Below are 23,350 nucleotides of genomic sequence, written 5' to 3'. Positions count from 1 at the left end.
CGCTCCCACCAGGCGCGCCCAGCGAGAGGGAGCCGTGTGATCAGGGACGAAGTCCGCGAAGAACGTCGGCAGCGAGCGGTCGAGACGCTCGGCATCGTCGAGTCGGGCCACGAGGCCCGCCTCGACCGCGTGACCCGCGTCGCCCGGGCCGTGTTCGGGGTGCCGCTGTCGTCGGTCACCGTCATGGACCACGAGCGCGCGCTCTTCGTCGGCCGGGCGGGCTTCGACGACCCCGAGTCCGGGCGCTCCGACACCCCGTGCAGCCTCGTGACCGACACGGGCGAGATCGTCACCACCGACGACGCCCGCCTCGACCCGCGGTTCGCCCACCTGGGCGCCTTCAACGACAACGGGCTGCGGTTCTACGTCGGTCACCCGCTGCGCGACGGATCGGGCAACGTCGTGGGCTCGTTCTGCCTGATGGACGCCGAGCCCCGGCAGCTCTCGGCAGACGAGATGGCCGAGTTCCGCGACCTGGCCGCCTGGGCCCAGGTCGAGCTCCTCGCCGACGCCGACGCCTCGGCCGCCCGGTCCACGCAGCAGGCGCTGTTGCCGGCCCAGCCCCTCGAGGTCGAGGGCGTCCGGGTCGAGGGCATCTGCCTGCCCTCGCTGAGCGTCGGGGGCGACTACTACGACTACGGACTCATCGGCCGGTTCGTGCACGTGGCCGTCGGCGACGTGATGGGCAAGGGCGTCGGGGCGGCCATCATCGGGTCCTCCGTCCGGGCGGCCTGTCGTGCGGCCTCACCGCAGGTCGCCGCCGGACGCGAACTCGGCCTCGCGGTCGACCGCATCGAACGAGCCGTGCGGACCGACCTGCAGCGCACCGGGACGTTCGTCACGTACTTCCACGCCGTCCTCGACCTCGACACGGACGAACTCTCGTTCGTCGACGCCGGGGCGGGGCTGTCGATCATCGTCCGGGCCGACGGCAGCGTGCAGCACCTCGCGGGCACGGGGCTGCCGCTCGGGCTCGACGAGCAGCAACAGCACGTCACCGAGACGACCCGCCTCGGCGTCGGCGACCAGCTGATCGTCATGAGCGACGGCGTCCTCGACGTCCTCGACGACGAGTTCGACTGGGCCCTCGAGGTCGGGCGGCTCGCGACGCGGCCCGCCACCGGCGGTGCCGACGGGGCCGGCGGTGCCGACGGCCTCGGCCTGCTCGGGTCGATGGCGGCCCTGACCGAGCGACGCCTCTCGCGCGACGACGTCACCGTCGTCGTCATGGACCGTCGCGCGTGACCGACACCCTGAGTCGCCGCGACCAGCGGCTGCTCGACCAGACCACCCCGGGTCGCCGCATCGTCGCGATCCGGGTGGCGGTCCTGCTGGCGTCGCTCGCCGGCCTGAACTACATCGTCTGGCGCTGGGCCGCCTCGGTGAACTGGTCGTCGTGGTGGATCGCGGTGCCGCTGATCCTCGCCGAGACGTACAGCGTGATCGACTCGCTGCTGTTCGGCCTCGGGGCCTGGCGGCTGCGTGAGCGTGGCGAGCCGCCGACCGCGCCCGACCCCGACGGCCTCGAGACGCGGGTCACGGTCGACGTCTTCGTCACCACGTACAACGAGGAGGTCGAGCTCGTCATGCGCACCGCCCTCGCGGCGCAGCGCATCGACTACCCGCACACGACGTGGATCCTCGACGACGGGGGTCGCCCCGAGATCCGTGCCGCCGCCGAGGCCGCGGGCATCGGCGTCATCACCCGGTCGGACGACTGGGCCGACCGGCCGCGCCACGCGAAGGCCGGCAACCTCAACAACGCCCTCCTGTCGACCGAGGGCGAGTTCCTGCTGATCCTCGACGCCGACCAGGTGCCGAAGCCCGAGATCCTCGACCGCACCCTCGGCTACTTCAAGGACGAGCGGATCGCTCTCGTGCAGACGCCGCAGTGGTTCGAGAACGTGCCGGACTCCGACCCCCTGGGCAGTCAGGCACCGCTGTTCTACGGCCCCATCCAGCAGTCGAAGGACGGCTGGAACAGCGCCTTCTTCTGCGGGTCGAACGCGGTCCTCCGTCGGGAGGCGCTGATGCAGCTGGGCGTCGCGCGGTACGTCACCGAGGTCGAGGCGGCCGTGCGTCGAGCCGTCCGCACCTCGCGCAAGCTGCTGGTGCGGGCACGCGAGGAGGCCGTCGGCCAGCCCCGCGTGCTCGAGGCGTTGGACGACGCCGAGACCGTGGTCGAGCGGGCCCGGGCCGAGTTCGCCGCGGGGGAGTCCATCGGCGACGTCACCTACCGGTTCCAGCGCAGCATCGACACGATCGCCTTCCGTTTCGCCGACGCCGACCTCGCGGCCATGAAGGGCGACCTCGCCGAGCTCGCCGCCATGTCGCTCGGCCCCGACACGTTCGATGCCCTCGACGAGGCGGCCCTCGACCTGCTCGCGCAGCGGTCGTCCTCTCCGCTCGCCGCCATCGAGTCGATCTCGCTGCTCGTCGGGGCGCTCGACGTCGACCGCGGCTCCGAGGCGCAGGCGATCATGCCCCTGGCCACGATCTCGGTCACCGAGGACATGGCCACGGCGATGCGCCTCCACGGGCTGGGCTGGAGGTCGGTCTACCACGACGAGACCCTCGCGATCGGGCTCGCGCCCGAGGACCTCGCGACCATGATGACGCAGCGACTGCGCTGGGCCCAGGGCACCATGCAGGTCTTCTTCCGCGAGAACCCGCTCGTGCAGAGGGGCCTGTCGTGGGGTCAGCGCCTCATGTACTTCTCCACCATGTGGAGCTACCTCTCGGGCTTCGCCGCCGTGGTCTACATCGCGGCGCCCGTGCTCTGCCTGTCGTTCGGCGTCGTGCCGGTGCAGGCCTACAGCGTCGACTTCTTCGCCCGCCTGATCCCCTTCCTGGTGTTCAACCAGCTGCTCTTCTGGGTGGTCGCGGCGGGCAGGCCGACCTGGCGGGGGCAGCAGTACTCGCTGGCGCTCTTCCCGGTCTGGATCGCCTCGGTCACCACGGCGTTCCAGAACGTCTACCGCGGCCGCGCGCTCGGCTTCTCGGTGACGCCCAAGACGAAGCAGGCGGCCACCGGCCCCCGGTGGGACCTCGTCCGACCGCAGATCTGGGCCGTCGCCTGCCTCGTCGCCGCACTCGTCCTGGTCGGCGTCCGCTACGCCACCGGGCAGGCCGAGGGCCTCGCGCCGCTCGTCAACATCGCCTGGGTGCTCTTCGACCTGGTGATCTTCAGCATCATCGTCCGGGCCGTTCTCTACCCGGGGCCCTCGGCACCCCACGACAAGGAACAATCATGATGACCGTCACCGTCGAGGCCGTCGAAGGCGGCTGCGTGCTCTCCCCACAGGGGCGCCTCACCGTGGTCTCGACACCACAACTCCGCGACGAGGTGGCCGCACGTCTCGCGGCCGGCGACCGCCTCATCATCGTCGACCTCTCGGGCACGACCTTCGTGGACTCGTCGGGCCTCGGGGCCCTCGTGTCGTGCCTCAAGTCGGCTCGCCAGGCCGGGGGAGACCTGCGGCTGGTGGCCCCCACCGAGCAGGTCTCGATGGTGCTGCGCCTCACGAACCTCGACCGCATCCTCAAGCCCCGCGCCTCGGTCTCGGCCGCCCTCGATGACTGAGCGTCCCGGCCCCGTCGTCATCGACGTGGCCGTCGAACCCGAGAGCATCGACCTGGTGCAGAACGCCTTCGAGGCGTGGTGGACCTCGCTCGGCGACGACTCGCTCGAGACGCGCTTCTCGTTCGAGACCGCGATCGTCGAGATCGCGGCGAACGTCGTCGAGCACTCGCGCCGGTCCGAGGCCGACCGTGGTCGCCGCTTCACCCTCGAGCTCTCCGCCACCGACGACCGGCTGACGGCCGTCTTCCACGACAACGGCATGCCCAGCGAGATCGACCTCAGCGCCGTCTCGATGGCCGACCTCGAGGACGAGGACGGTCGCGGCCTGGCCCTGGCACTCCTCAGCCTCGAGAGCCTCGACTACCGCCACGAGGACGGCCGCAACGTGTGGACGCTCGTGTGCCGACGCTGAGGCACCCGTCGGCGACGGTGCCACGTCGGCGGGCGGCCCGCCGGATCGGCGCGGCCCTGCTCGCCGTCGCGGCATTGGTGCCGCTGGTGCTGGGGCCGGCGGTGCTCGGGGACGCGACGTCCGCGTCGGCCGCCGCCGCGCCTCCTGAACCCTCGGACACGTGGTTCGGCCCGGACCTCGACTGGGGCTCGGACGGACCCGACGGCTACGCCGGCCGACTCGGCGCGACGCCGTCGCTGTACGGCGTCAACATCGACTACCCGCTCGACCAGGGCGCGGTCGAGGAGTGGCGCCGGTCGGCCCGTGCCGCGGCCGCCCAGGGCGCCGTGCTCGTGGTCAGCCTGGAGCCCACCGGGCGGCTCGCCGACCTGGACGGCGCGGACGCGCGCCGGGCCGACGACCTGCTGACCGAGATCGACCGGCAGTACGGCACGCTCCAGCTGGTGCGCTTCGCGCCCGAGATGAACGGCAACTGGCAGCGCTGGGGGCAGCAGCCCACGGCGTTCGTCGGGGCGTTCCGGGCCCTCGCCGACGTCGTGCACGCCGGGGACTCGCAGGCCCGCATGGTGTGGGCTCCGTCCTACGGTGCGGGCTATCCGTTCTCGGACGCCGTCGGCCGCCTCACCGAGACCCCCTCGGGCGACGTCGACCTGCTCGACACGAACGACGACGGGCGGGTCACCGAGGCCGACGACCCCTACGGGCCGTACTACCCCGGCGACGACGCGGTCGACTGGGTCGGCCAGTCGATGTTCTTCTTCGCCAAGGGCAGCGCCTCGACGGCCGCCGGCACGTCGGTGCCGTTGGTCGAGAACCAGGCCCCGGCGGCGGGCGAGGTCGAGGCACGCTTCGACGAGACCTGGGGCTACACCGAGGCCCAGCCGTCGACGTTCTACGAGCGCTTCGCCGAGGGGCGCGACCGACCCATGCTGCTCGACACGGGCGCCCTCTACGCCGACGAGTTCGACGGTGCCCCCGAGCTCGACGTCAAGCAGGGCTGGTGGCGTCAGGTGCTGGACGCCCTGCCGACCCACGAGCGGATCTCCGGCGTCACCTGGCTCGAGGTCGAGCGGGACGAGGCCGAGGCGGGCGACCGACCCGTCGACTGGCGGGCCACGGCCGAGTCGGGCATCGCCGGCGCGCTGCGCACCGACCTCGAGGCGTCCGACCGGATCGACCTCGGGCCGGTCACCGACCGCGTGACCTCGACCGACGGCGACGCCGCGACCGTGCAGGTCCGCGACGGCGGCGGCGACGAGATGGGCTGGATCGTGGCCTGTGCCGTGGTGCTCGCCCTGGTCTTCCTGGTGAGCGGCGTCGTCGGGCGCCTGCTGCCCCGCTGGCGCTACCCCGACGACGGATCGCCCGGTCGCGACCTGCGCATCGACCTCTTCCGCGGGTTCATCATCCTGGCCGTCGTCATCACGCACATCGAGGTCGCGGGGCCGTTCTCGTTCGTCACGCTGAAGGCCGTCGGGGCGATCACGGGTGCCGAGATGTTCGTGTTCCTCAGCGGCATCGTGCTCGGCATGGTCTACCCGCTCGGCATCAAGAAGTACGGCGAGAAGGCCGCCGCGATCGGCGCCTTCGTGCGGGCGCGCAAGCAGTACGTCGTGACCCTCGCGGTCATCCTGGTCGTCTTCGCGCTGAGCTTCGTGCCGCTGCTGAACACGGACGCGGTCACGACCTTCACCGACCGCGGCACGGGCATGACCGGCACCTCGGCGGAGGGGCGGGTCTACGACCTGTACCCGAACGTCGACCGCCTGCTCGACTACCCGCCGCCGTGGTACGCCGTGCGTCAGCTGTTGCTGCTCGAGATGGGGCCGTGGCCGTTCAACATCATGGGCCTGTTCGTCGTGCTGAGCCTGACGATCCCCGCCTTGATGTGGGCGATCAAGCGGCGTGCCTGGTGGGCCGTGTTGCTGGTCAGCTGGGCGGTCTACGCCGTCGGCGTGGTCTTCCCCGACGTCCACCTCCTGCCGTCGCAGTTCGAGCCGGTGTTCCCGCTCTTCGCCTGGCAGGTGCTCTTCACCCACGGTCTCGTCATCGGCTGGTACCGGCGTCGGATCGTGACGGCGCTGACCACCCGCCTCGGCAAGGTGCTGGTCGGCGTGGGGGTCGTCGGCTACGCCGGGTTCCTCGCGCTGATCTGGGCCGGGCACGCCTACGGGTTCGCCCCGGGGCCGATCCCGACGGGCCTCTACGACACGCTGTACGCGACCGGCTACCAGCGGGTCGACATGCAGTGGGGCCGGCTGGTCGACGTGGCCCTCGTGGTCGTCTGCGTCTACGCGATCCTCACGGTGTTCTGGAAACCGATCTCGGCGGCCCTCGGCTGGTTCTACGTCCCCCTCGGACAGGCCAGCCTCTACGTGTTCATCTGGCAGGTCTTCTTCGTGCTCGCCGTCGCGTCGATCCCCGGGTTGGACCGCTCGGACGTGGTCGTCGGCACGATCGTCCACGTGGTCTCGGTGCTGCTGCTCTGGGTGATGGTGAAGAAGAAGTTCCTGTTCTCGGTCATCCCCCGCTGAGCGGCGGGCCGCCGGGGACGCAGGAGGCGCGGGTCGCGTGACCCGCGCCTCCTGCGTCCCTGGGAACTCGCGTCAGGCGGGCTCGCCCGGGGCGGCGACCACGAGGTCCAGACCGGCGTCGACCAGGGCCGCCGTCGCCTCGTCACCCAGGCGGTCGTCGGTCACGATCGTGTCGAGTTCGGCGAGGCGGAGGGCCCGGTACTTGCCGAAGCGCCCGTACTTCGAGCTGTCCGCGACGAGCACCGAGCGTTCGGCCACCTCGAGCGCGGCCCGCTTGACCTCGACCTTGGCCTCGACCGGCGTGGTGACGCCGTGCGTGAGGTCCCACGAACTCGACGAGATGAAGGCGAGGTCGAGCGACAGCTCGGTGAGCGTCAACCGGGTCAGCCGCCCCAGCGTCGACTGGTTCGCACTGTCGACCCGGCCCCCGACGACGATGAGGTCGACGTCGGGGTGGTCGAAGAAGGACCGGACGGTCGCGAGGTCGTTGGTGACGACCGTCAGGCCGGTGAGGTCGTCGAGGTGCTCGCGCATGGCCTGCACGGTCGTGCCGGCGTCGAGGTAGACGGTCATGTGGTCGCGCACGAGCGCCGCGGCCTCGCGGGCGATGGACCGTTTCTGGGCGACGTCGACGTCCTGCTTGACGTCCCGGCTCGCCTCGACCAGCAGTCGCGGGGTGAGCTTGGCCCCGCCGGGCGTGGCCGTGACGCGCCCCTCGTCCTCGAGGGTCGCGACGTCGCGTCGGACCGTCATCTGGCTGACGCCGAGGAGGTCGGTCAGCTGCCGGTAGCTCAGGACGCGCTCGCGCTGCAGGTGCTCGACGATGCTCTCGCGCCGCTGCTCGGGGATGAGGGGGGCTGTGGGGGACACGTCGGCCTTTCTCGCGTCGGTCAGCCTAGTGCGGTGGGACCCGTCCACGGCATGCCCGACGCCGCGGTGATGGCGGCCACCTGGTCGGCAGGGATGAGGCGGCGGTCGGCGCCCTGGGTCAGCAGGGCGATCCGGCAGGCCTCCTCGACCTCGACGGCACCGAGGACGGCCCGGTCGACGTCCTCGCCGCTCACGACGCTGCCGTGGTTCGACAGCAGTGCGGCGCGGAACGGCAGCGGACTGTCGGTGACCAACGACCCCATGGCCGGGTCGCCGGGGGCGACGAAGGGCAGCAGCGGGACCTGGCCGACCCGCATGAGCGAGTACGGCGTCAGCGGGGGCACGGCGCAGTGCTCGGACCAGGGCTCGAGGCAGGACAGGGCGACCGCGGACGGGGAATGGACGTGCACGACGGCCCGGTGCCCGGGGTTCTTGAGGTAGAGCGCCAGGTGCAGGGCGACCTCCTTCGACGGCTTGGGGCCGGCGAGCACCGTGCCGTCGAGGGCGAGCACCGAGAGGTCGTCGACCGTGAGCGACCCGAGCATGGTGCCCGTGCCGGTCATCAGCAGCTGCTCACCGTCGCGGACGCTGACGTTGCCCGAGCTGCCGGGGCTCAGACCGGCGGCGACGAGGGCGCGGCCGGCGTCGACGAGTCGTTCGGCCGCGGTCTTCGCGGACTTCGTGGTCGTGGCGGTCACGAGAGGGCCTCCCAGGCGGTCGAGAACAGGTCGGCGGCACCGAAGTTGCCGCTCTTCAGGACGAGGGCGACCGGTCGGCCGCCGCTCGTCGTCGCGGCGCTCCAGCAGACGCCGGGGCCGAGCGGTGGTCCGATGACCAGGGCGGGTGCCCCGAGCGCCGTGACGACGGCGCCGCTGGTCTCGCCGCCGGCGACGACGACCCGCCCCACGGTGCCGTCGGCGACGAGGTCGTGCACCAGGGTCGACAGGACCGCCTCGACCAGGGCCGCCGCGTCGGGGGTGGCGTCGGACGTGGCGCGGTCGGTGGCCGCCACGACGTCGGACGGGTCGCCGACCGAGTAGACGACGGGGACCGCGTCGGCGTCGAGGCCGCGCACCCACGCGGTCAACTCGGCGATCTCGACCGCGGGGTCGGTCGTGGCGGCCTCGAGGTCGACCTTGCGCGTGGGGTGCGTGGCCGCCGCGTGGGCGATCTGGCCACGGGTGGCGGCGGACGCCGAACCGCAGACCACGAGGCGGCGCCCCGTCACGTGCGAGAACTCGGCGGGCAGGACGGGGGCGGGGGCGTCGTCGGCACCGACGCCGAGGGCGAGGCCCGCGCCGCCGCTGAGGAGGCGGTGGTGTGCCGTCGCGCGGCCGATGGTCACGAGGTCGTCGTCGTCAACCGCGTCGACGACGAGATAGCCGGCCGGCGCGTCGTCGACCGTCGAACGGAGGGCGTCGGCCCCGGCGCGGACGTCCTGTAGGGGGACCTCGGTGACGGTGGCCCGGGTCTGCGGCGCGAGCAGGTCGCGCAGCCTCGAGCGCGTCATGGGCGTCAACGGGTGGTGACGCATCGGCGAGTCCTCGAGCAGGTCGTCGCCGACGAACAGGCGACCCTCTCGGACGGTCCGGCCGTTGGCTGGGAACGCGGGGACGACGATCACGCGCTCGACCCCGAGCCGGTCGCGGAAGGCGTCGAGGACGGGCCCGATGTTGCCCTCGTCGGTCGAGTCGAAGGTCGAGCAGTACTTGAGGGCGAACCGCTCGGCACCCGCCTCGACCAGCCAGGACAGGGCGGCGGTGGACCGCGCGACGGCCTCGTCGACCGGGGCCGTGCGGGTCTTCAGGGCCACCACGACCGCGTCGACGCCGGCGTACGTCGCCGGCTCGACGGCGGCGGGGTCGACGACGACGACCGTCTCGAGGCCGCGGCGGCGGAAGCCCGAGGCGAGATCGGTGGCTCCGGTGAAGTCGTCGGCGACGGCACCTATCAACATGCGGGACCTCTCGGTGGCGGGCGGGCTCACGACGCCTCGGTCTGGGCGGGTGGGCGAGGACAGTCTATGTGACTATTTGGTGTGATGTTTGACAATTTGATAAGTCTCGCTACAGTTGCCATGCTCGCCCGGGCCGCTCCTGGCCTCTTGAACGAACGGGAACAACGGTGATCCTCCACTCGACGACGTCTCGCGCGACTCCGGTCCGCGTCCTCCTCACCGGCGCGAACGGTGGCTACGGCCGCACGCTGCTCGACCAGCTGCGCCGCCTGCCCGACCTGACGGCCACGCAGCTCGTCGACCCCGACGTCGACGGGGTGACGGCCATGCTCCACGAGCTCGGGGTGCCCGCCTCGTCCGTCGCGACGCCGTCGACGGCGGTGGCGACCACCGAGGCGGTCTCGGCCGGCTCGATCGCCGTGATCGCCGACGCCTCGGCCGTCGACTGGGACGGTGTCGACGTCCTCGTCGAGGCCACCGGTCGCATCGAGGCCGGGCACGGCTACGCGGACACCGCGCTCGACCGCGGGGTGCACGTCGTCATGGTCAGCAAGGAGGTCGAGTCGGTCGCCGGCGTGGCGCTGAGCGCCAAGGCCCGTGCGGCCGGTCTGCGGTACCTGCCCGGCGACGGCGACCAGCCCGCGAACCTGTTGCGTCTCGTGGCGTGGGTGCTCGAGTGCGGCTTCGACGTCGTGGCCCTCGGCAAGTCGGGCGAGTACGACCTCGCGTTCGACCCGGCCACGGGCGTCGTCGACCAGGCCGGCACGACCGTGCACGCCCCCTCCCTGACATCGCTGCTCGACCTGGGCGACGACCCCCTGGCGACGGTCGAGGCGCGTGCCGCGGCGGTCGCCGGCCTCAAGCGGGCGGCGGCCGCCGACTCCTGCGAGATGAACGTCGTCTCGCTCTACACCGGCGCCCGCGCCGACGTGGAGGCCCTGCACTACCCCGTCGCCCGCCCGGACGAGCTCGCCGACCTCTACACGGCACGCGAGGACGGCGGTCTGCTCGGCCGCACCGGCGTCGTCGACGTCTTCTCGATGCTCCGCCTGCCGGGTGAGGCCAGCTTCGCCGGCGGCGTGTTCGTGATCGTGCGCACCGGCGACCCCGTCACCTGGGAGACGCTGCGCGGCAAGGGGCACGTCGTCAGCCGCGACGGCCGTCACGCCTGCATCTACTGGCCGTACCACTTCATGGGCGTCGAGACCCCGCTGAGCATCGTCGCCGCCGTCGACGGGACGTCACGCCTGCCCGAGCCCCGTCAGCACACGGTCCTCGCGGCCCGTGCCGGCGAGGCCCTGTCGGCCGGCACCGCCTTCCGCGTCGAGGGCCACCACCACGAGATCGCCGGTGTCGCCCCCGTCATCGTCGACCCCGACGACGACGGCATCGCGCCCTACTACCTGCTCGGCGGCGCGCGGCTCGTGGCCGACGTGGCCCCCGGCGACCTGGTGCGACTGGACGACCTCGCCGACGTGCCCGAGGCGGCGCTGGCGGCCTACCGGGCCGGGCTCGCGCTGGGCCGCTGACCCGCGCCTCCTCGACCTTTCCCCTTCCCCCTCCCGACCCGCGACACCCCGAACCAGGAGATCGACGACGATGCCCTACACCCCCGACCCGACCGAACCCACCCCGGCGGCGACCTCGTGAGCGTCGAGCTCGTCGCGCTGATCGTCCTCGTGGCCGTCTTCGCCCTCTCGGCGATCCGCAACGTGCACATGGGAGCCCTGGCGCTCGTCGCGGCCCTCCTCGTCGGCGTGCTCGTCGTGGGCGAGAGCCTGGACGACGTCCTCGGCGGATTCCCGGTCGACGCCCTGTTGATCCTGCTCGGCATCACCTACCTGTTCGGCATCGCCCGCGAGACCGGGGTGGTCGACTGGCTGGTCGACCGCTCGGTCGGGCTGATCGGCGACCGCGTGGCGCTGATCCCGTGGGCGATGTTCGTCATCGGCACGCTGGTCGCCTGCCTCGGCACGTCGCACGCGGCGTTCACGATCGTGCCGATCGCGATGAGCCTGGCGCACAAGCACAAGATCCACTCGACGATGATGGGCATCGTCATGAGCTCGGCCATCGTCGGCGGCGCCCTCGCCCCGACCAGCATCAACGGCATCACGGTCATGACGGTGGCGCGGGCCTCGGGCATCCCCTACAACCCGGGTCTCATGTTCGGCCTCTCGGTGGGCGTCAACACGCTCGTCGTGCTGGTCGCGTTCTTCCTGTTCGGCGGTCGCGAGCTGATCGCCCGGACCCGGGCGGCGGGCGCGGCCCGGGCCACGACGGCAGGCGGCGGGACCGGCGGCACGCGCGGTGCCGGGCGCGGTGCAGGTGCAGGTGCAGGTACGGGGCGCAGTGCGGGCGGCACGGCCGTGCTGACGGAGCCGGCCACGGCCACCCGGCTGGGCGCCTACCAGGTCGTCGTGCTCGTGAGCATCCCCGTGCTGATCGTCGGCTTCTTCACGATCACGCTGCTCGACGTCGACCTGAACCTCGGTGCCGTGGCGCTTACGCTCGCCGTCTTCCTCGCCTTCGTGAAGCCAGACGTGGGCCGGGCGTCGCTGGCGCGCGTCGACTGGAACACCATCCTACTGCTCGGCGGGATCATCACCTACGTCGGCGTGCTGACGCGGCTCGGTGCCATCGACCAGCTCGGCGAGGTCGCCCGGTCGGTCTCGTCGCCGCTGCTCGCCGCGTTCGTCATCTGCGTGATCGCCGGACTCGTGTCGGCCTTCGCGTCGACCATCGGCATCCTGGGTGCGCTCATCCCGCTCGCCGTCCCCCTGCTCGTGCCGGGCGGCGGACTCGAGATGACCGGCTTCATCTACGCCCTGGCGATCTCCGCGTCGCTCGTCGACTGCGCCCCGTTCGGCACGACCGGCGCGACCATCGTCGCCTCGGGCGTGGAAGAGGACCGTCCGCGCCTCTACCGCCACCTGACCCGATGGGGCCTCTCGATGGTGGTCATCGGACCGGTCGTCACGTTGCTGGTGTTCGTGGTGCCGTTCCTCTGGGCCTGAGCGGTCGGGCCTGGTCGGCCGGGCCTGACGGCCCCGAGGACGCAGGAGGCGCGGGTCGCGTGACCCGCGCCTCCTGCGTTCCCGTCTTTCTCTCGACGTCGCCCAAACGGGGGAGGCGTGCCGCTCCGAAGACTTGCCCGGGTGCCTCCTGGGGTGCCCCGTGTCCGACCGACCCTGTCGCGGCACGCCGTCGGCGGCCCGAACCGTCGGCACGGTCGGGAGCCCGAACTCTCGGCACGGACTCTGGTGTCAAGGGCGACACCGGGGTCTGCGGGGGCGTCAGGCGAAGGCCAGGCGCAGCCGGTCCACGACGATCGGGTCGACGTCCGCGACCCGGCAGATGAGCGGATCGCGCTCGATGAGGCTGAGGGCGGCACGGATGCGGCGACGCTCGGTCTCGGTGACGTCCGTCGCCACTCGATCCCGGCGGGAGACGAGCGACCCGAGGGTGGCGATGTCGACGAGGTGTCGCGTGTGGTCGTCTCCCGGGATCTCGACGGCCGCGGCCTTGGCGAGGAGCGCGCCCTGCAGGGTCGGCCGCAGGACGGCACCGTCGCGGCCGTTCACCCGGACCTTTACGACGCGCGCTCGGTCGACGGCGCCCTGGGCACCGGGTGCGGCCAGGGTCGTCCCGCCGGTGATCCCGCGACGGGACGACGCGCGCTCGCCGAGGAAGCGGGGGATGAGGACGTCGATCTGGGCCTCGCCCCGGACCCAGCGGTGCTGATGGCCCTCGAAGCTCTGGCCGTCCGCGACGAATCCGCAGTCGCGCAGGACCGTCGTGAAGCGCAGCAGCATCGTCGGATGTGCCCTCACGTCGAGCACGGTGTCGGCGTCGTTCGTGGGGCGGGCCGACGTCGACCCGCGCTCCCAGCAATGGGACTGGACCATCTGGCCGCCGACGACGGCCCAGCCGGCCGGCAGGCGCTCGTGCACCTCGAAGAGGGCGTGCCAGGCGTCGGCCTGGGCGGCTCGGAGCGTGGGCGCGACGATCATCGCGAGCCCTCGCGGATCAACCTGTCGGCGGCGGCCCGTTCTCGTGGTCCGGCACTCGTCGCCAGGTCCGCGATGAGGGTTCCGAGTGGCAGCGGGCGCGGTGCGGCGCCGTCGTGGACCCTCAGGGCGGCGTTCGGTCGGCGGGACGGGACGAGCAGGTACTCGTGGACCACGGCGTCGAGATCGGCGGCGGACACGTGTGCCTCGAGCCTGCCGCCGTCGCTCATGCCCGAGCGTTCGTCGCTGCTGCCCCCGGGGGTGAGCCGGGTGTCCAGTCGGAGATCGGGGAGGTCGGCCGCGGGTGCCTCGAACCCCCGGGCCGTGGGGTGGGCGGTCCGTAGCCAGAGGGCGAGGCGGTCGGACGGCGTCGTGCCCTGCCGGAGTTCGTCGATCCGGGCGAGCGTCCGGCCCCGCTCGCTGGGCGACAATCCGACGGCCCAGTCGGGGTCACCGGTCAGCCGAGCCACCAGGGCGTCGGCCGACCGGTGCGAGAGCGGTCGGCCGGGCTGCCGTCGATGCGGAACGGCGTCGTCGATCAGCCATCGTCCGCCGACCCACCGGGCGTCGAGCAGTCCGGCCGCTGCGGCCGCCTGGGCACGACGGGTCGAGATGTCGTGACGTCTCGCGTATTCGGACGCGCTCAGTTCGGCCATGGTGTGCACAACCGTACGCGAACGCGAATGATTGTGGAAGAGCAGGAGCAGGTCGCGCTCACCCGCGCGGCGGCCCCGTCGTCCCGCGCACCACGAGCCGCGTCGGCAGCTGCACCTCGGGCGCGGCCGGTTCGCCGCCCTCGAGCATCGTGAAGAGCATGCCCGCCGCCGCGCTGCCGAGCCGCTGCATCGGCTGCTGCACGGTGGTCAGCGGAGGCGACTCGCGGGAGGCCTCGGGGATGTCGTCGAACCCGACGATGCTGAGGTCGTCGGGCACCCGCAGGCCGAGGTCGAGCGCGGTGCGCAGCAGGGCGATGGCCGAGAGGTCGTTGGCGGCGAAGACGGCCGTCGGCCGGTCGGGGCTCGTCAGCAGCGAGCGGGCCGCCTGGCGCGAGGCCGTCAACTCGAAGTCGCCGTTGCGCGTCAGCGCCGGGTCGCGGGTGATGCCGGCCGCCCGGAGCGCCTGCACGTAGCCCGCCTCGCGCAACGACGCCGAGCGCAGGTCGGGACGCCCGGCCAGGAAGCCGATGCGCCGATGTCCCAGGCCGAGCAGGTGCTCGACGGCGAGCAGCGCCCCGCCCCGGCTGTCGCCCTCGACCGACGGCAGGTCGGTGCGCCCGGTGTGCGGGTCGACGGCCACCACGGGGATGCTCGCGGCGGTGGTCAGCACCGAGGGCGTGACGAGGATCGCGCCGTCGATCAGCGTGCCGCTCAACCGGCTGAGCGAGCGACGCTCCCACCCGGTGTTCTCGCCGCGGTGCGCCCCGCTGTAGGCCAGCAGGTCGTACTCGGCGCCCCGCGACCGGACGGCCGCCCCGACCCCCTTGAGCACCTCCGAGCTGAACGGCTCGAAGTCGGCCACGAGCACGCCGATCACCCCGGTGCGGCGGGCCCGCATGCTGCTGGCCACCAGGCTCGACTCGTAGCCGAGCTCGTCGACCGCCGCCATCACGCGCTCGATCGCCTGGGCCGAGACGCCGTAGCGGCCGTTGACCGCCTTGGACACCGTCGCGACCGACACCCCGGCAGCTCGTGCCACGTCGTGGATCGTCACCCGTGCCGTCATCACGTCGGCAGCCTAGCCCGACGGAAATGGTTTTCGAAAACGTTTGACACCGTCCCCGACGTTTTCGACACTGAGGCCATGCCGCGCATCGGAGCACGGCACGCTCGGCCGACCACGGCCGCTCAACGAAGAGGAAAAGGTGGAACCATGACCACATCTCGACGGCTCCTGGCCGGGTCTGCGGCCCTGCTGATCGGAGCGGGACTGCTGACCGGCTGCAGCACCGGGGGCGGAAGCGGGTCCGACGACGGCACGCTCACCCTGTGGCAGAACTCGACGACCGGCCCCGGCCAGGACTTCTGGACGGCCACCGCGGCCGACTTCGAGAAGGCCAACCCGGACGTGAAGATCGACGTCCAGACCGTGCAGAACGAGGACTTCGACAGCAAGCTGCAGACCGCCCTCAACTCGGGCGACGCCCCGGACGTGTTCCTGCAGCGCGGCGGCGGCAAGCTCCAGGCCATGGTCTCGGCCGGACAGGTCAAGGACCTCACCGACGTCATCTCGGACGACGCGAAGCAGGACATCAGCGAGGGGACCTTCGGGTCGGGCTCGGTCGACGGCAAGGTGTACTCGATGCCCGTCGCCGTGCTCCCCGGGGGCTTCTGGTACAGCCAGGACCTCTTCGACGCCGCCGGCATCACCGAGGCCCCGACGACGATGGACGAGCTCGACCAGGCCGTCACCGCCCTGAAGGGCTCGGGCGTCTCGCCCGTCGCCCTCGGTGGCAAGGACGCCTGGCCCGCCGCCCACTGGTACTTCTTCTTCGCGCTGCGCTCGTGCAGCTCGGACGTCCTCGAGAAGGCCGCGACCGACCGTGACTTCAGCGACGACTGCTGGGTCGAGGCGGCCGAGGACCTCGCCGACTTCCGCGACACCGAGCCGTTCAACGACGGGTTCCTCACCACGGCGGCCCAGCAGGGCGCCGGCAGCTCGGCCGGCCTGATCGCCAACCACCAGGCGGGCATGGAGCTCATGGGTGCCTGGAACCCCGGCGTCATCGCCTCGCTCACGCCCGACCAGCAGCCGCTGTCCGACCTGGGCTGGTTCCCCTTCCCCGCCGTCGACGGCGGCGACGGCGAGACCGGCGCCATCATGGGCGGGGTCGACGGGTACTCGTGCTCGGCCGGTGCGCCCGACTCGTGCGTCGACTTCCTGAACTACCTGGCGACCCCCGACGTGCAGACGGCCTACTACAAGGCCTTCAACGCGCCTCCCGTCAACACGGTCGCCCAGGAGGCCGTCACCGAGCCCTACCTGCAGGACGTGCTCAGCGCCTACAACGACGCCCCCTTCGTCTCGCAGTGGCTCGACACCGTCTACGGCCTGAACGTCGGCAACGCGATGAACGTCGCCGTGGTCGACCTGCTCTCGGGTGACGGCACGCCGCAGCAGTTCGTCGACGCCGTCGACGCCGCCGCCAAGAAGGCGTAGAGGTCGGATCGTGAGTCTCCGCGAACCCTCCGTGCGGCCCGCCGCACCCTCGCGGCCTCACGCCACCGCCGGGGGCGAGGCACTCGCCTCGCCCCCGGCGGCCTCCCGGGCCGTGTCCCGGAAGGGGCGTGGCGCCCGCGGCCTCGAGATCGCCCTGCTGGTCGGTCCCGCCCTCGTCGTGTTCCTGGCGTTCGTGGTCTTCCCGATCGTGATGGCCGCCTACTACGGCTTCTTCAGCTGGTCGGGCTTCGGTCCGCCGACCGACTTCGTCGGGTTCCGCAACTACGTCACGATCTTCCAGGACCCGACCTTCCTCGACGCGTTGCGGCACAACGCCACGATCGTCGTGCTCTCGCTCGTGCTGCAGGGCCCGGTGGCCATCGGGCTCGCGCTGTTGCTCAACCGTAAGCTGCGCGGTCAGTCGCTCATCCGCGTGCTGATCTTCGTGCCCTACGTCATCAGCGAGGTCGTCGTCGGCACGGGCTGGAGCCTCATGCTCCAGGGCAGCGGCGCCGTCAACGACCTGCTCACCAAGGTCGGCCTCGGCTCGTTCGCGACCGACTGGCTCGCCGACCCGAGCATCGCGATCTGGACCCTGCTCGTCATCATCACCTGGAAGTACGTCGGCTTCGCCGTCATCCTCTTCCTGGCCGGGCTGCAGGGCGTGCCCGAGGAGCTCAGCGAGGCCGCGGCGATCGACGGCGCGAGCTGGTGGCAGATCCAGCGCCGCATCACGCTGCCGCTGCTCGGACCGACGCTGCGCATCTGGGCGTTCCTGTCGATCATCGGCTCGCTGCAGCTGTTCGACCTCGTCTACATCATCTGGGGTCAGTACATCGCGGCCACCGCCGGCACGTCGACCATGGCGACCTACATGGTGGCCAACGGCCGCACCTCGGGCAGTTACGGCTACGGCAACGCCGTCGCGGTCGTGCTGTTCCTCATCTCGCTCGTCGTCGCCCTCGTCTACCAGCGCTTCGTGCTGCGACGCGACACGGCCGGGGCCGTCACGACCTCCGCCACCACCGCAGGAGAAGAACGATGACCGCCAGCACCCTGCCCGCCCGCCCCCGCGGCGGCACCCCCGCGCCCGCGGCGCCCCGGCCGTCGACCCGCAGGAGGCGCGGCATCGCCGACCCCGGCCGCGGCGTCGCGTACGTGGTCGCGGTGGTCGTCATCGTGGCGATGCTCGCGCCCGTCGCGTTCATCGTGATCGGCGGGTTCCGCACCAACGCGCAGATCACGACGGACCCGTCCGGGTTCCCGAGCCCGTGGCAGGTCGGCAACTACCTCGACGTCCTGACCGGCGGCACGTTCTGGCGACAGGTCGGCAACTCGCTGATCTCGGCCGGGGCGACCACGATCGGCACGGTGGCGCTCGGCCTGGCCGCCAGCTACGTCCTGGCGCGGTACCGGTTCGCCGGTCGCGGGGTGCTCTACGCGCTCTTCGCGGCGGGCCTGATGTTCCCGATGACCGTCGCGATCACGCCGCTGTACCTCGTGATCCGCGACCTGGGCCTGACGAACTCGCTGGCCGGCGTCATCCTGCCGCAGATCGCCTTCGCCCTGCCGACGACGATCATCATCCTCGTGCCGTTCCTCCGCGCGATCCCCGACGAGATCGAGGAGGCCGCGTTCATCGACGGCTGCAGCCGCCTCGGCTTCTTCTTCCGGATGGTCGTCCGGCTGTCGCTGCCCGGCGTGATCACGGTGGGCATCCTCGCCTTCATCGGCGCCTGGAACTCGTACCTGCTGCCGCTGTTCATCCTCAACGACCCGTCGACGTTCACCCTGCCGCTCGGCGTGCAGGCGTTCTCGTCGCAGTACTCGGTCGACACGGCACGGGTGCTCGCCTTCACGGCGCTCTCGATGCTGCCCGCGTTGATCTTCTTCAGCCTCTTCGAACGCCGCATCGTCGGCGGGCTCACCGGGGCGGTCAAGGGATGACCGCCACCGACACCGTCACAGACCAGGAGGCGCGAGCCGACATGACCGACACCGCTCACCGACCGCAGGCCCTCACGGTCGGCGAACCCCGCGCCTCCGACCGGGTGGCGTCGCTGCTGGCCGAGATGACCCTCGACGAGAAGCTCGCCCAGCTGGTCGGTTGGTGGGTCGACCAGGGGGCCGAGAACGTCGCCCCGATGCAGGGCGAGATGGCGACGTCGGGCGACTACGTCGAGGCGACCCGACACGGGCTCGGGCACCTGACGCGGGTCTACGGGACGCGGCCGGTGGACCCCGTCGAGCGCGCCTCCTGGTTGTGGCGCGAACAGCGCCGCCTGCGGGACGAGACCCGACTGGGCATCCCCGCGCTGGTGCACGAGGAGTGCCTGACCGGCCTCGCCGCCTGGCAGGCCGCGACGTTCCCGACGCCGCTCGCCTGGGGCGCGTCGTTCGACCCCGAGCTGGTCGAGGAGATGGCCCGGCTGATCGGCGGGTCCATGCGCGACCTCGGCGTGCACCAGGGTCTCGCGCCGGTACTCGACGTCATCCGTGACACCCGCTGGGGTCGGGTCGACGAGTGCATCGCCGAGGACCCCTACGTCGTCGGCACGATCGGCACCGCCTACGTGAAGGGGCTGCAGGCGGCCGGCGTGCACGCGACGCTCAAGCACTTCGTCGGCTACTCGACCTCGGCGGCGGGGCGCAACCACGCACCGGCGCAGGTCGGACCGCGGTTCGTCGAGGACGTGCTGTTGCCGCCCTTCGAGATGGCCGTGCTCGACGGCGGGGTGCGGTCGGTGATGAACTCGTACGCAGAGATCGACGGGGTGCCGGTCGCCGGGACGCCGTCGTACCTGACCGAGGTGCTGCGCCGCAGGTGGGGGTTCGACGGCGTGGTCGTGTCGGACTACTTCTCGGTGGCGTTCCTGCAGGTGATGCACGCCGTCGCGGCCGACCGGGGCGAGGCCGCCGCGCTGGCCCTCGAGGCCGGCATCGACGTCGAGTTGCCCACCGGTGACGCCTACCTCGCGCCCCTCGCCGAGCGGGTGCGCGCCGGAGACGTGGACGAGGCGCTGGTCGACCGGGCGGTGATCCGCGTGCTCGCCGAGAAGGAGGAGCTCGGGCTGCTCGACGAGACGTTCGAGACGCCGCCGCCGACCGCGATCGACCTCGACTCGGCCGAGCACCGGGCCGTCGCGCGGCGACTGGCCGACGAGTCGGTCGTCGTGCTGACGAACGACGGCGTGCTCCCGCTCGTGCGGGGCGCGGCGGGGGCCACCGGTGGCGCCGTCGTCGCGGGGACCGGACCAGCGTCGGTCGCGGTGGTCGGCCCGAACGGCGACAGCGCCGAGGCCCTGATGGGCTGCTACTCGTTCGTCAACCACGTGCTGGCGCACCACCCCGGCGTGCCGCTCGGCATCGACCTGCCGACCGTCGCCGCCTCCTTGCGCATCGAGCTGCCCTCCGCCGACGTGATCGTCGAGGCCGGCTGCGACGTCGAGGGCGACGACCGGTCACGCATCGACGCGGCGGTCGAGGCCGCCCGGGGCGCTGCGGTCGCGGTCGTCGTGGTCGGCGACCGGGCCGGCCTGTTCGGCCGGGGCACCGTCGGCGAGGGGAACGACGTCGAGAGCCTCGAGCTGCCCGGGGTGCAGCGCGAGCTCGTCGAGGCCGTCGTCGCCACCGGTACGCCGACCGTCATGGTCGTGCTCTCGGGCCGGCCGTACGCCATCGGGTGGGCGGTGTCGGGTGCGGGGGCGCCCGCCGCCGTCGTCCAGGCGTTCTTCCCGGGGGAGGAGGGCGGGGCCGCCGTCGCCGGCGTCCTGACCGGCAGCGTCGAGCCGTCCGGGCACCTACCCGTGTCGCTGCCACGGTCGGCCGGCGCGCAGCCGTTCTCGTACCTGCACCCGGTGCTCGGCGGGCCGTCCGAGGTGACGAGCGCCGACAGCACGCCGGTGTTGCCGTTCGGCCACGGGCTGTCGTACACCTCGTGGCGACGCTCCGACCTGGTCGTCGACTCGGCCGAGGTGCCGGCGGGTGGCTCGTTCGTCGCCTCGGTGACGGTCGCCAACACGGGCGACCGCCCCGGCACCGACCTCGTGCAGCTCTACGCGCACGACGTCGTCGGCTCGGTCACCCGGCCCGTCGCGCAGCTGCTCGGCTACGCGCGCGTCGCGCTCGGACCCGGTGAGGAGGCGCGGGTCGTATTCCGCGTCCCCACCACCCGTCTGGCGCTGACCGACCGGCAGCACCGACGGGTCGTCGAGCCCGGGGACGTCGAGCTGTGGGTCGGCGGCTCGTGCGCCGAGCGGGAGGCCGAGGCGATGGTGCGGCTGACGGGCGACGTGTACCCCGTGACGATCGCCGACGAGCGGATCGTGGGCGTCGAGATCGGGACGCGCGCCGGGCGCTGACCCGCGCCTCCTCGGGTCGCGGGCCCGCGCCTCCTGCGCCCCGAACCCCGTTCACGAAGATGAACCCCGATTTCTCGTGGTTCGTCTTCGTGAACGGGGTTCGTCGCGTCGCGGGGCGGCGGGAGGCGCGGCGCGGGACGGCAGGAGGCGCGGCGCGGCCACCACGGTCAGGGCGCAGTAAGGCGACATGTGTAGCCTTACGGCGAGTCGCGCACGGTCGCGCGACCACTGGCCCGGCGCCGTGTCGGGCCTCACCGAACGAGAGAACCGGAGCCCGTCCCATGGAGCGTTTCACCGACAAGGTCGTCCTCATCACCGGTGGAGGGTCGGGCCTCGGCCGGGCCACCGCCGTCCGCGTCGCGAGCGAGGGCGCGAAGCTCGCCCTCGTCGACGTCTCGGAGAAGGGCCTCGCCGACTCGCAGGCCGCCGTGCTCGAGGCCGTCCCCGCGGCCGAGGTGCTGACCGTCGTCGCCGACGTGTCGAGCGAGGACGACGTCGCGCGCTACGTGTCGGCGACGGTCGAGCGCTTCGGGCGCATCGACGCGTTCTTCAACAACGCCGGCATCGAGGGCAAGCAGAACCTCACGGAGCGGTTCGGCGCCGACGAGTTCGACAAGGTCGTCTCGATCAACCTGCGCGGGGTGTTCCTCGGTCTCGAGAAGGTGCTCGGCGTCATGCGGTCGCAGGGCGACGGCGGTGCCGTGGTCAACACCGCGAGCGTCGGCGGCATCCGCGGCGTCGGCAACCAGTCGGGCTATGCCGCGGCCAAGCACGGCGTCGTCGGCCTGACCCGCAACTCGGCCGTCGAGTACGGCGAGTTCGGCATCCGCGTCAACGCGATCGCCCCCGGCGCCATCTGGACGCCCATGGTCGAGGCCTCGATGCGTCAGATCGACGCCGAGAACCCCGAGAAGGCCGCCGAGCAGTTCATCCAGATCAACCCGACCAAGCGCTACGGCAAGGCCGACGAGATCGCCTCGGTCGTCGCCTTCCTGCTGTCGGACGACGCCACCTACGTCAACGCGGCCGTCGTGCCCATCGACGGCGGGCAGTCCGCGAAGTACTGAGGCACGCGCGGGGGCGTCGTGAGTCGCCGGCCCGCACCTCCGCCGGTCGCCGACCCGCGCCTCCTGCCGCCTCGCACCCGGTTCCGAACCATGCCCCCCGTTGCTTCTGGGTGCATCGTTCGGAACCGGGTTCTTCGTCGCGCTGCAGGCCGGGGCGGCACCAGGCTGGCAGGGAGGCCACAGGGCCGGCGCGGAGGGCCAGAGCAGGAGGCGCGCCGCGCGTCAGCCGGTCGACTCGCGTTCGTGCACGCGCACGGCTCCGTAGGTCACGCCCGCCGAGGTCGAGCCCCCGATCGCGTCGACCAGGTGTTGGGCGGCCGCCCGGCCGAGCTGTTCGAGGTTCATGTCCACGCTGGTCAGCGTCGGGCGTGACTCGCGGACGAGGACGTCCCAGTTGTCGAAGCCGATGACGGCGACGTCGTCCGGCACCGACCGGCCCTCGTCGCGCAGCGCGTCGAGCACGCCGCGGGCGATGTGGTCGCTGCCCGCGACGATCGCGTCGACGGTCTCGTCGCCCCGGACGAGGAGGCGCGCGCAGTCCCGCCCCCAGGCCTCGCCCCACTGCCCGTACAACGAGGCACCGCCGACGAGCTCGAGCCCGGCGGCCTGCGTGGCGGCCAGCACCCCCGCCGCCCGGTCGCGTGAGGCGGCGTACGACGACTCGCCGTTCACGAGCGCGATGCGCCGCCGACCCTTGGCGATGAGGTGCTCGGCGGCGAGACGGCCGGCCTGCACGTTGTCGGGGGTGAAGGACGCGTCGGTCGGGTCGGTCGACGGCGCGTAGACGTAGACCACCGGCACGTCGGCGAGGACGGGAGCCGGGGGGCGGGGGTTGGTGGTGCGGCCCACGATCAGGAGCCCGTCGACGCGTCGGGTGAGCAGGTTCTGCAGGTGCAACTGCTCGCGCAGGGCGTCGTCGCGGGCGTCGGCCAGCAGCACCGAGAGCGACCCCGAGCCGAAGGCGTCCTCGGCGCCGAGCAGCACGGGCAGGACGAAACGGTTGTCGAGGTCGCTCGTGACCATGCCGATCGTGCCGGTGCGCTGGGAGTTGAGGGCCTGGGCGAAGAAGTTCGGGGTGAACGACAGGGCGGCGGCGGCCTCTCGCACCTTGACGCGCGTGCTCTCGCGCACCTGGGCCCGCCCGTTGAGGGCCTTCGACGCGGTCGCCACCGAGACGCCGGCGGCCCGGGCCACATCCGCGAGCGTGACGGGCGCCCCCGTCCCTCGACCACCGCTGCTCGTACCCATGTAGCGAAAATAGTTCACGAACGTGTTGACAAGCAACTGTGCCAAATGTAGCTTTCAACCCGAAACCGGTTTCGGTTACAACTTCTCGACGACGAGACGGTCGCGCACCGGCATCCCCCTGCACCGCGCGGCGCTCTCCGAACGAGGAACCC

19 protein-coding genes are annotated in these 23,350 nt (G+C 72.1%); 12 read left to right on the top strand and 7 right to left on the bottom strand.

Annotated features, from left to right (window positions below):
- Positions 1–36: 36 nt before the first annotated feature.
- The 5 genes from QRN23_RS12135 to opgC are packed head-to-tail and all read left to right on the top strand — an operon-like array spanning position 37 to position 6,529.
- Positions 37–1,245, top strand: coding sequence for a GAF domain-containing SpoIIE family protein phosphatase (locus tag QRN23_RS12135; RefSeq protein ID WP_285063658.1), 1,209 nt, complete (start codon positions 37–39; stop codon positions 1,243–1,245).
- 59 nt (positions 1,246–1,304) lie between these two features.
- Complete coding sequence (locus QRN23_RS12130) at positions 1,305–3,254, top strand: glycosyltransferase (protein WP_285063755.1); 1,950 nt, start codon at positions 1,305–1,307, stop codon at positions 3,252–3,254.
- Positions 3,251–3,583 carry an STAS domain-containing protein gene (locus QRN23_RS12125; RefSeq protein WP_056047165.1) on the top strand — a complete coding sequence of 111 codons (333 nt, stop codon included), beginning with the start codon at positions 3,251–3,253 and terminating at the stop codon, positions 3,581–3,583. The genes QRN23_RS12130 and QRN23_RS12125 overlap by 4 nt, the downstream gene beginning before the upstream one ends.
- The gene (locus QRN23_RS12120) at positions 3,576–3,995 is read left to right on the top strand and encodes an ATP-binding protein (protein WP_082460371.1); all 420 of its coding nucleotides are present in this window, start codon (positions 3,576–3,578) and stop codon (positions 3,993–3,995) included. Before QRN23_RS12125 ends, QRN23_RS12120 begins: the two co-directional genes overlap by 8 nt.
- Positions 3,983–6,529: an OpgC domain-containing protein gene (opgC, locus tag QRN23_RS12115; protein ID WP_285063657.1), complete on the top strand. Its 2,547-nt coding sequence runs from the start codon at positions 3,983–3,985 to the stop codon at positions 6,527–6,529. Before QRN23_RS12120 ends, opgC begins: the two co-directional genes overlap by 13 nt.
- A 72-nt stretch (positions 6,530–6,601) precedes the next feature.
- Here opgC and QRN23_RS12110 read toward each other — a convergent pair whose 3' ends face one another.
- The 3 genes from QRN23_RS12110 to otnK are packed head-to-tail and all read right to left on the bottom strand — an operon-like array spanning position 6,602 to position 9,356.
- A complete protein-coding gene (locus QRN23_RS12110) occupies positions 6,602–7,399 on the bottom strand; it encodes a DeoR/GlpR family DNA-binding transcription regulator (RefSeq protein ID WP_056047159.1) in 798 nt (265 codons plus the stop codon).
- Positions 7,400–7,419: 20 nt separating this feature from the next.
- Positions 7,420–8,097: a class II aldolase/adducin family protein gene (locus QRN23_RS12105; RefSeq protein WP_056047156.1), complete on the bottom strand. Its 678-nt coding sequence runs from the start codon at positions 8,095–8,097 to the stop codon at positions 7,420–7,422.
- Entirely contained in the window at positions 8,094–9,356 is a 1,263-nt protein-coding gene (otnK, locus tag QRN23_RS12100) for a 3-oxo-tetronate kinase (RefSeq protein ID WP_285063656.1), read from the bottom strand. The genes QRN23_RS12105 and otnK overlap by 4 nt, the downstream gene beginning before the upstream one ends.
- A 167-nt stretch (positions 9,357–9,523) precedes the next feature.
- On the opposite strand from otnK, the gene QRN23_RS12095 reads away from it, so the two are divergent.
- Positions 9,524–10,885 carry a homoserine dehydrogenase gene (locus QRN23_RS12095; RefSeq protein WP_285063655.1) on the top strand — a complete coding sequence of 454 codons (1,362 nt, stop codon included), beginning with the start codon at positions 9,524–9,526 and terminating at the stop codon, positions 10,883–10,885.
- Between the two features lie 117 nt (positions 10,886–11,002).
- Positions 11,003–12,373: an SLC13 family permease gene (locus tag QRN23_RS12090; RefSeq protein WP_200412467.1), complete on the top strand. Its 1,371-nt coding sequence runs from the start codon at positions 11,003–11,005 to the stop codon at positions 12,371–12,373.
- Between the two features lie 279 nt (positions 12,374–12,652).
- Here the strand turns inward: QRN23_RS12090 and QRN23_RS12085 are convergent, their stop codons facing one another.
- Genes QRN23_RS12085 through QRN23_RS12075 form a run of 3 tightly spaced genes read right to left on the bottom strand, consistent with a single transcriptional unit; the run spans position 12,653 to position 15,088 of the window.
- Positions 12,653–13,369: a hypothetical protein gene (locus QRN23_RS12085; protein WP_267658897.1), complete on the bottom strand. Its 717-nt coding sequence runs from the start codon at positions 13,367–13,369 to the stop codon at positions 12,653–12,655.
- Positions 13,366–14,022: a PWWP domain-containing protein gene (locus QRN23_RS12080; RefSeq protein WP_277959856.1), complete on the bottom strand. Its 657-nt coding sequence runs from the start codon at positions 14,020–14,022 to the stop codon at positions 13,366–13,368. Before QRN23_RS12080 ends, QRN23_RS12085 begins: the two co-directional genes overlap by 4 nt.
- Positions 14,023–14,080: 58 nt before the next feature.
- Positions 14,081–15,088, bottom strand: a complete 1,008-nt coding sequence (locus tag QRN23_RS12075) for a LacI family DNA-binding transcriptional regulator (protein WP_123571912.1) — start codon at positions 15,086–15,088, stop codon at positions 14,081–14,083.
- 147 nt (positions 15,089–15,235) lie between these two features.
- Between QRN23_RS12075 and QRN23_RS12070 the strand changes: the two genes are divergently transcribed.
- From QRN23_RS12070 to QRN23_RS12050, 5 genes are all read left to right on the top strand, one after another.
- A complete protein-coding gene (locus tag QRN23_RS12070) occupies positions 15,236–16,522 on the top strand; it encodes an ABC transporter substrate-binding protein (RefSeq protein WP_285063654.1) in 1,287 nt (428 codons plus the stop codon).
- 10 nt (positions 16,523–16,532) lie between these two features.
- Positions 16,533–17,567: a carbohydrate ABC transporter permease gene (locus QRN23_RS12065; protein WP_056047131.1), complete on the top strand. Its 1,035-nt coding sequence runs from the start codon at positions 16,533–16,535 to the stop codon at positions 17,565–17,567.
- A complete protein-coding gene (locus QRN23_RS12060; protein ID WP_056047129.1) occupies positions 17,564–18,469 on the top strand; it encodes a carbohydrate ABC transporter permease in 906 nt (301 codons plus the stop codon). Before QRN23_RS12065 ends, QRN23_RS12060 begins: the two co-directional genes overlap by 4 nt.
- 41 nt (positions 18,470–18,510) lie before the next feature.
- Entirely contained in the window at positions 18,511–20,883 is a 2,373-nt protein-coding gene (locus tag QRN23_RS12055; RefSeq protein ID WP_285063653.1) for a beta-xylosidase/alpha-l-arabinosidase, read from the top strand.
- A 281-nt stretch (positions 20,884–21,164) separates the two neighbouring features.
- The gene (locus QRN23_RS12050; RefSeq protein WP_285063652.1) at positions 21,165–21,950 is read left to right on the top strand and encodes an SDR family oxidoreductase; all 786 of its coding nucleotides are present in this window, start codon (positions 21,165–21,167) and stop codon (positions 21,948–21,950) included.
- Between the two features lie 222 nt (positions 21,951–22,172).
- On the opposite strand, the gene QRN23_RS12045 is transcribed toward QRN23_RS12050, so the two are convergent.
- On the bottom strand, positions 22,173–23,198 hold the full coding sequence (locus QRN23_RS12045) for a LacI family DNA-binding transcriptional regulator (RefSeq protein ID WP_285063651.1): 1,026 nt from the start codon (positions 23,196–23,198) through the stop codon (positions 22,173–22,175).
- Between the last annotated feature and the right edge of the window lie 152 nt (positions 23,199–23,350).

It is taken from the genome of Frigoribacterium sp. ME-P-080 (genome assembly GCF_030209595.1).
Classification (GTDB): Bacteria; Actinomycetota; Actinomycetes; order Actinomycetales; family Microbacteriaceae; genus Frigoribacterium.
Note: the sequence above shows the minus strand (reverse complement) of the source record. Positions and strands in the feature narration are given on the sequence as shown.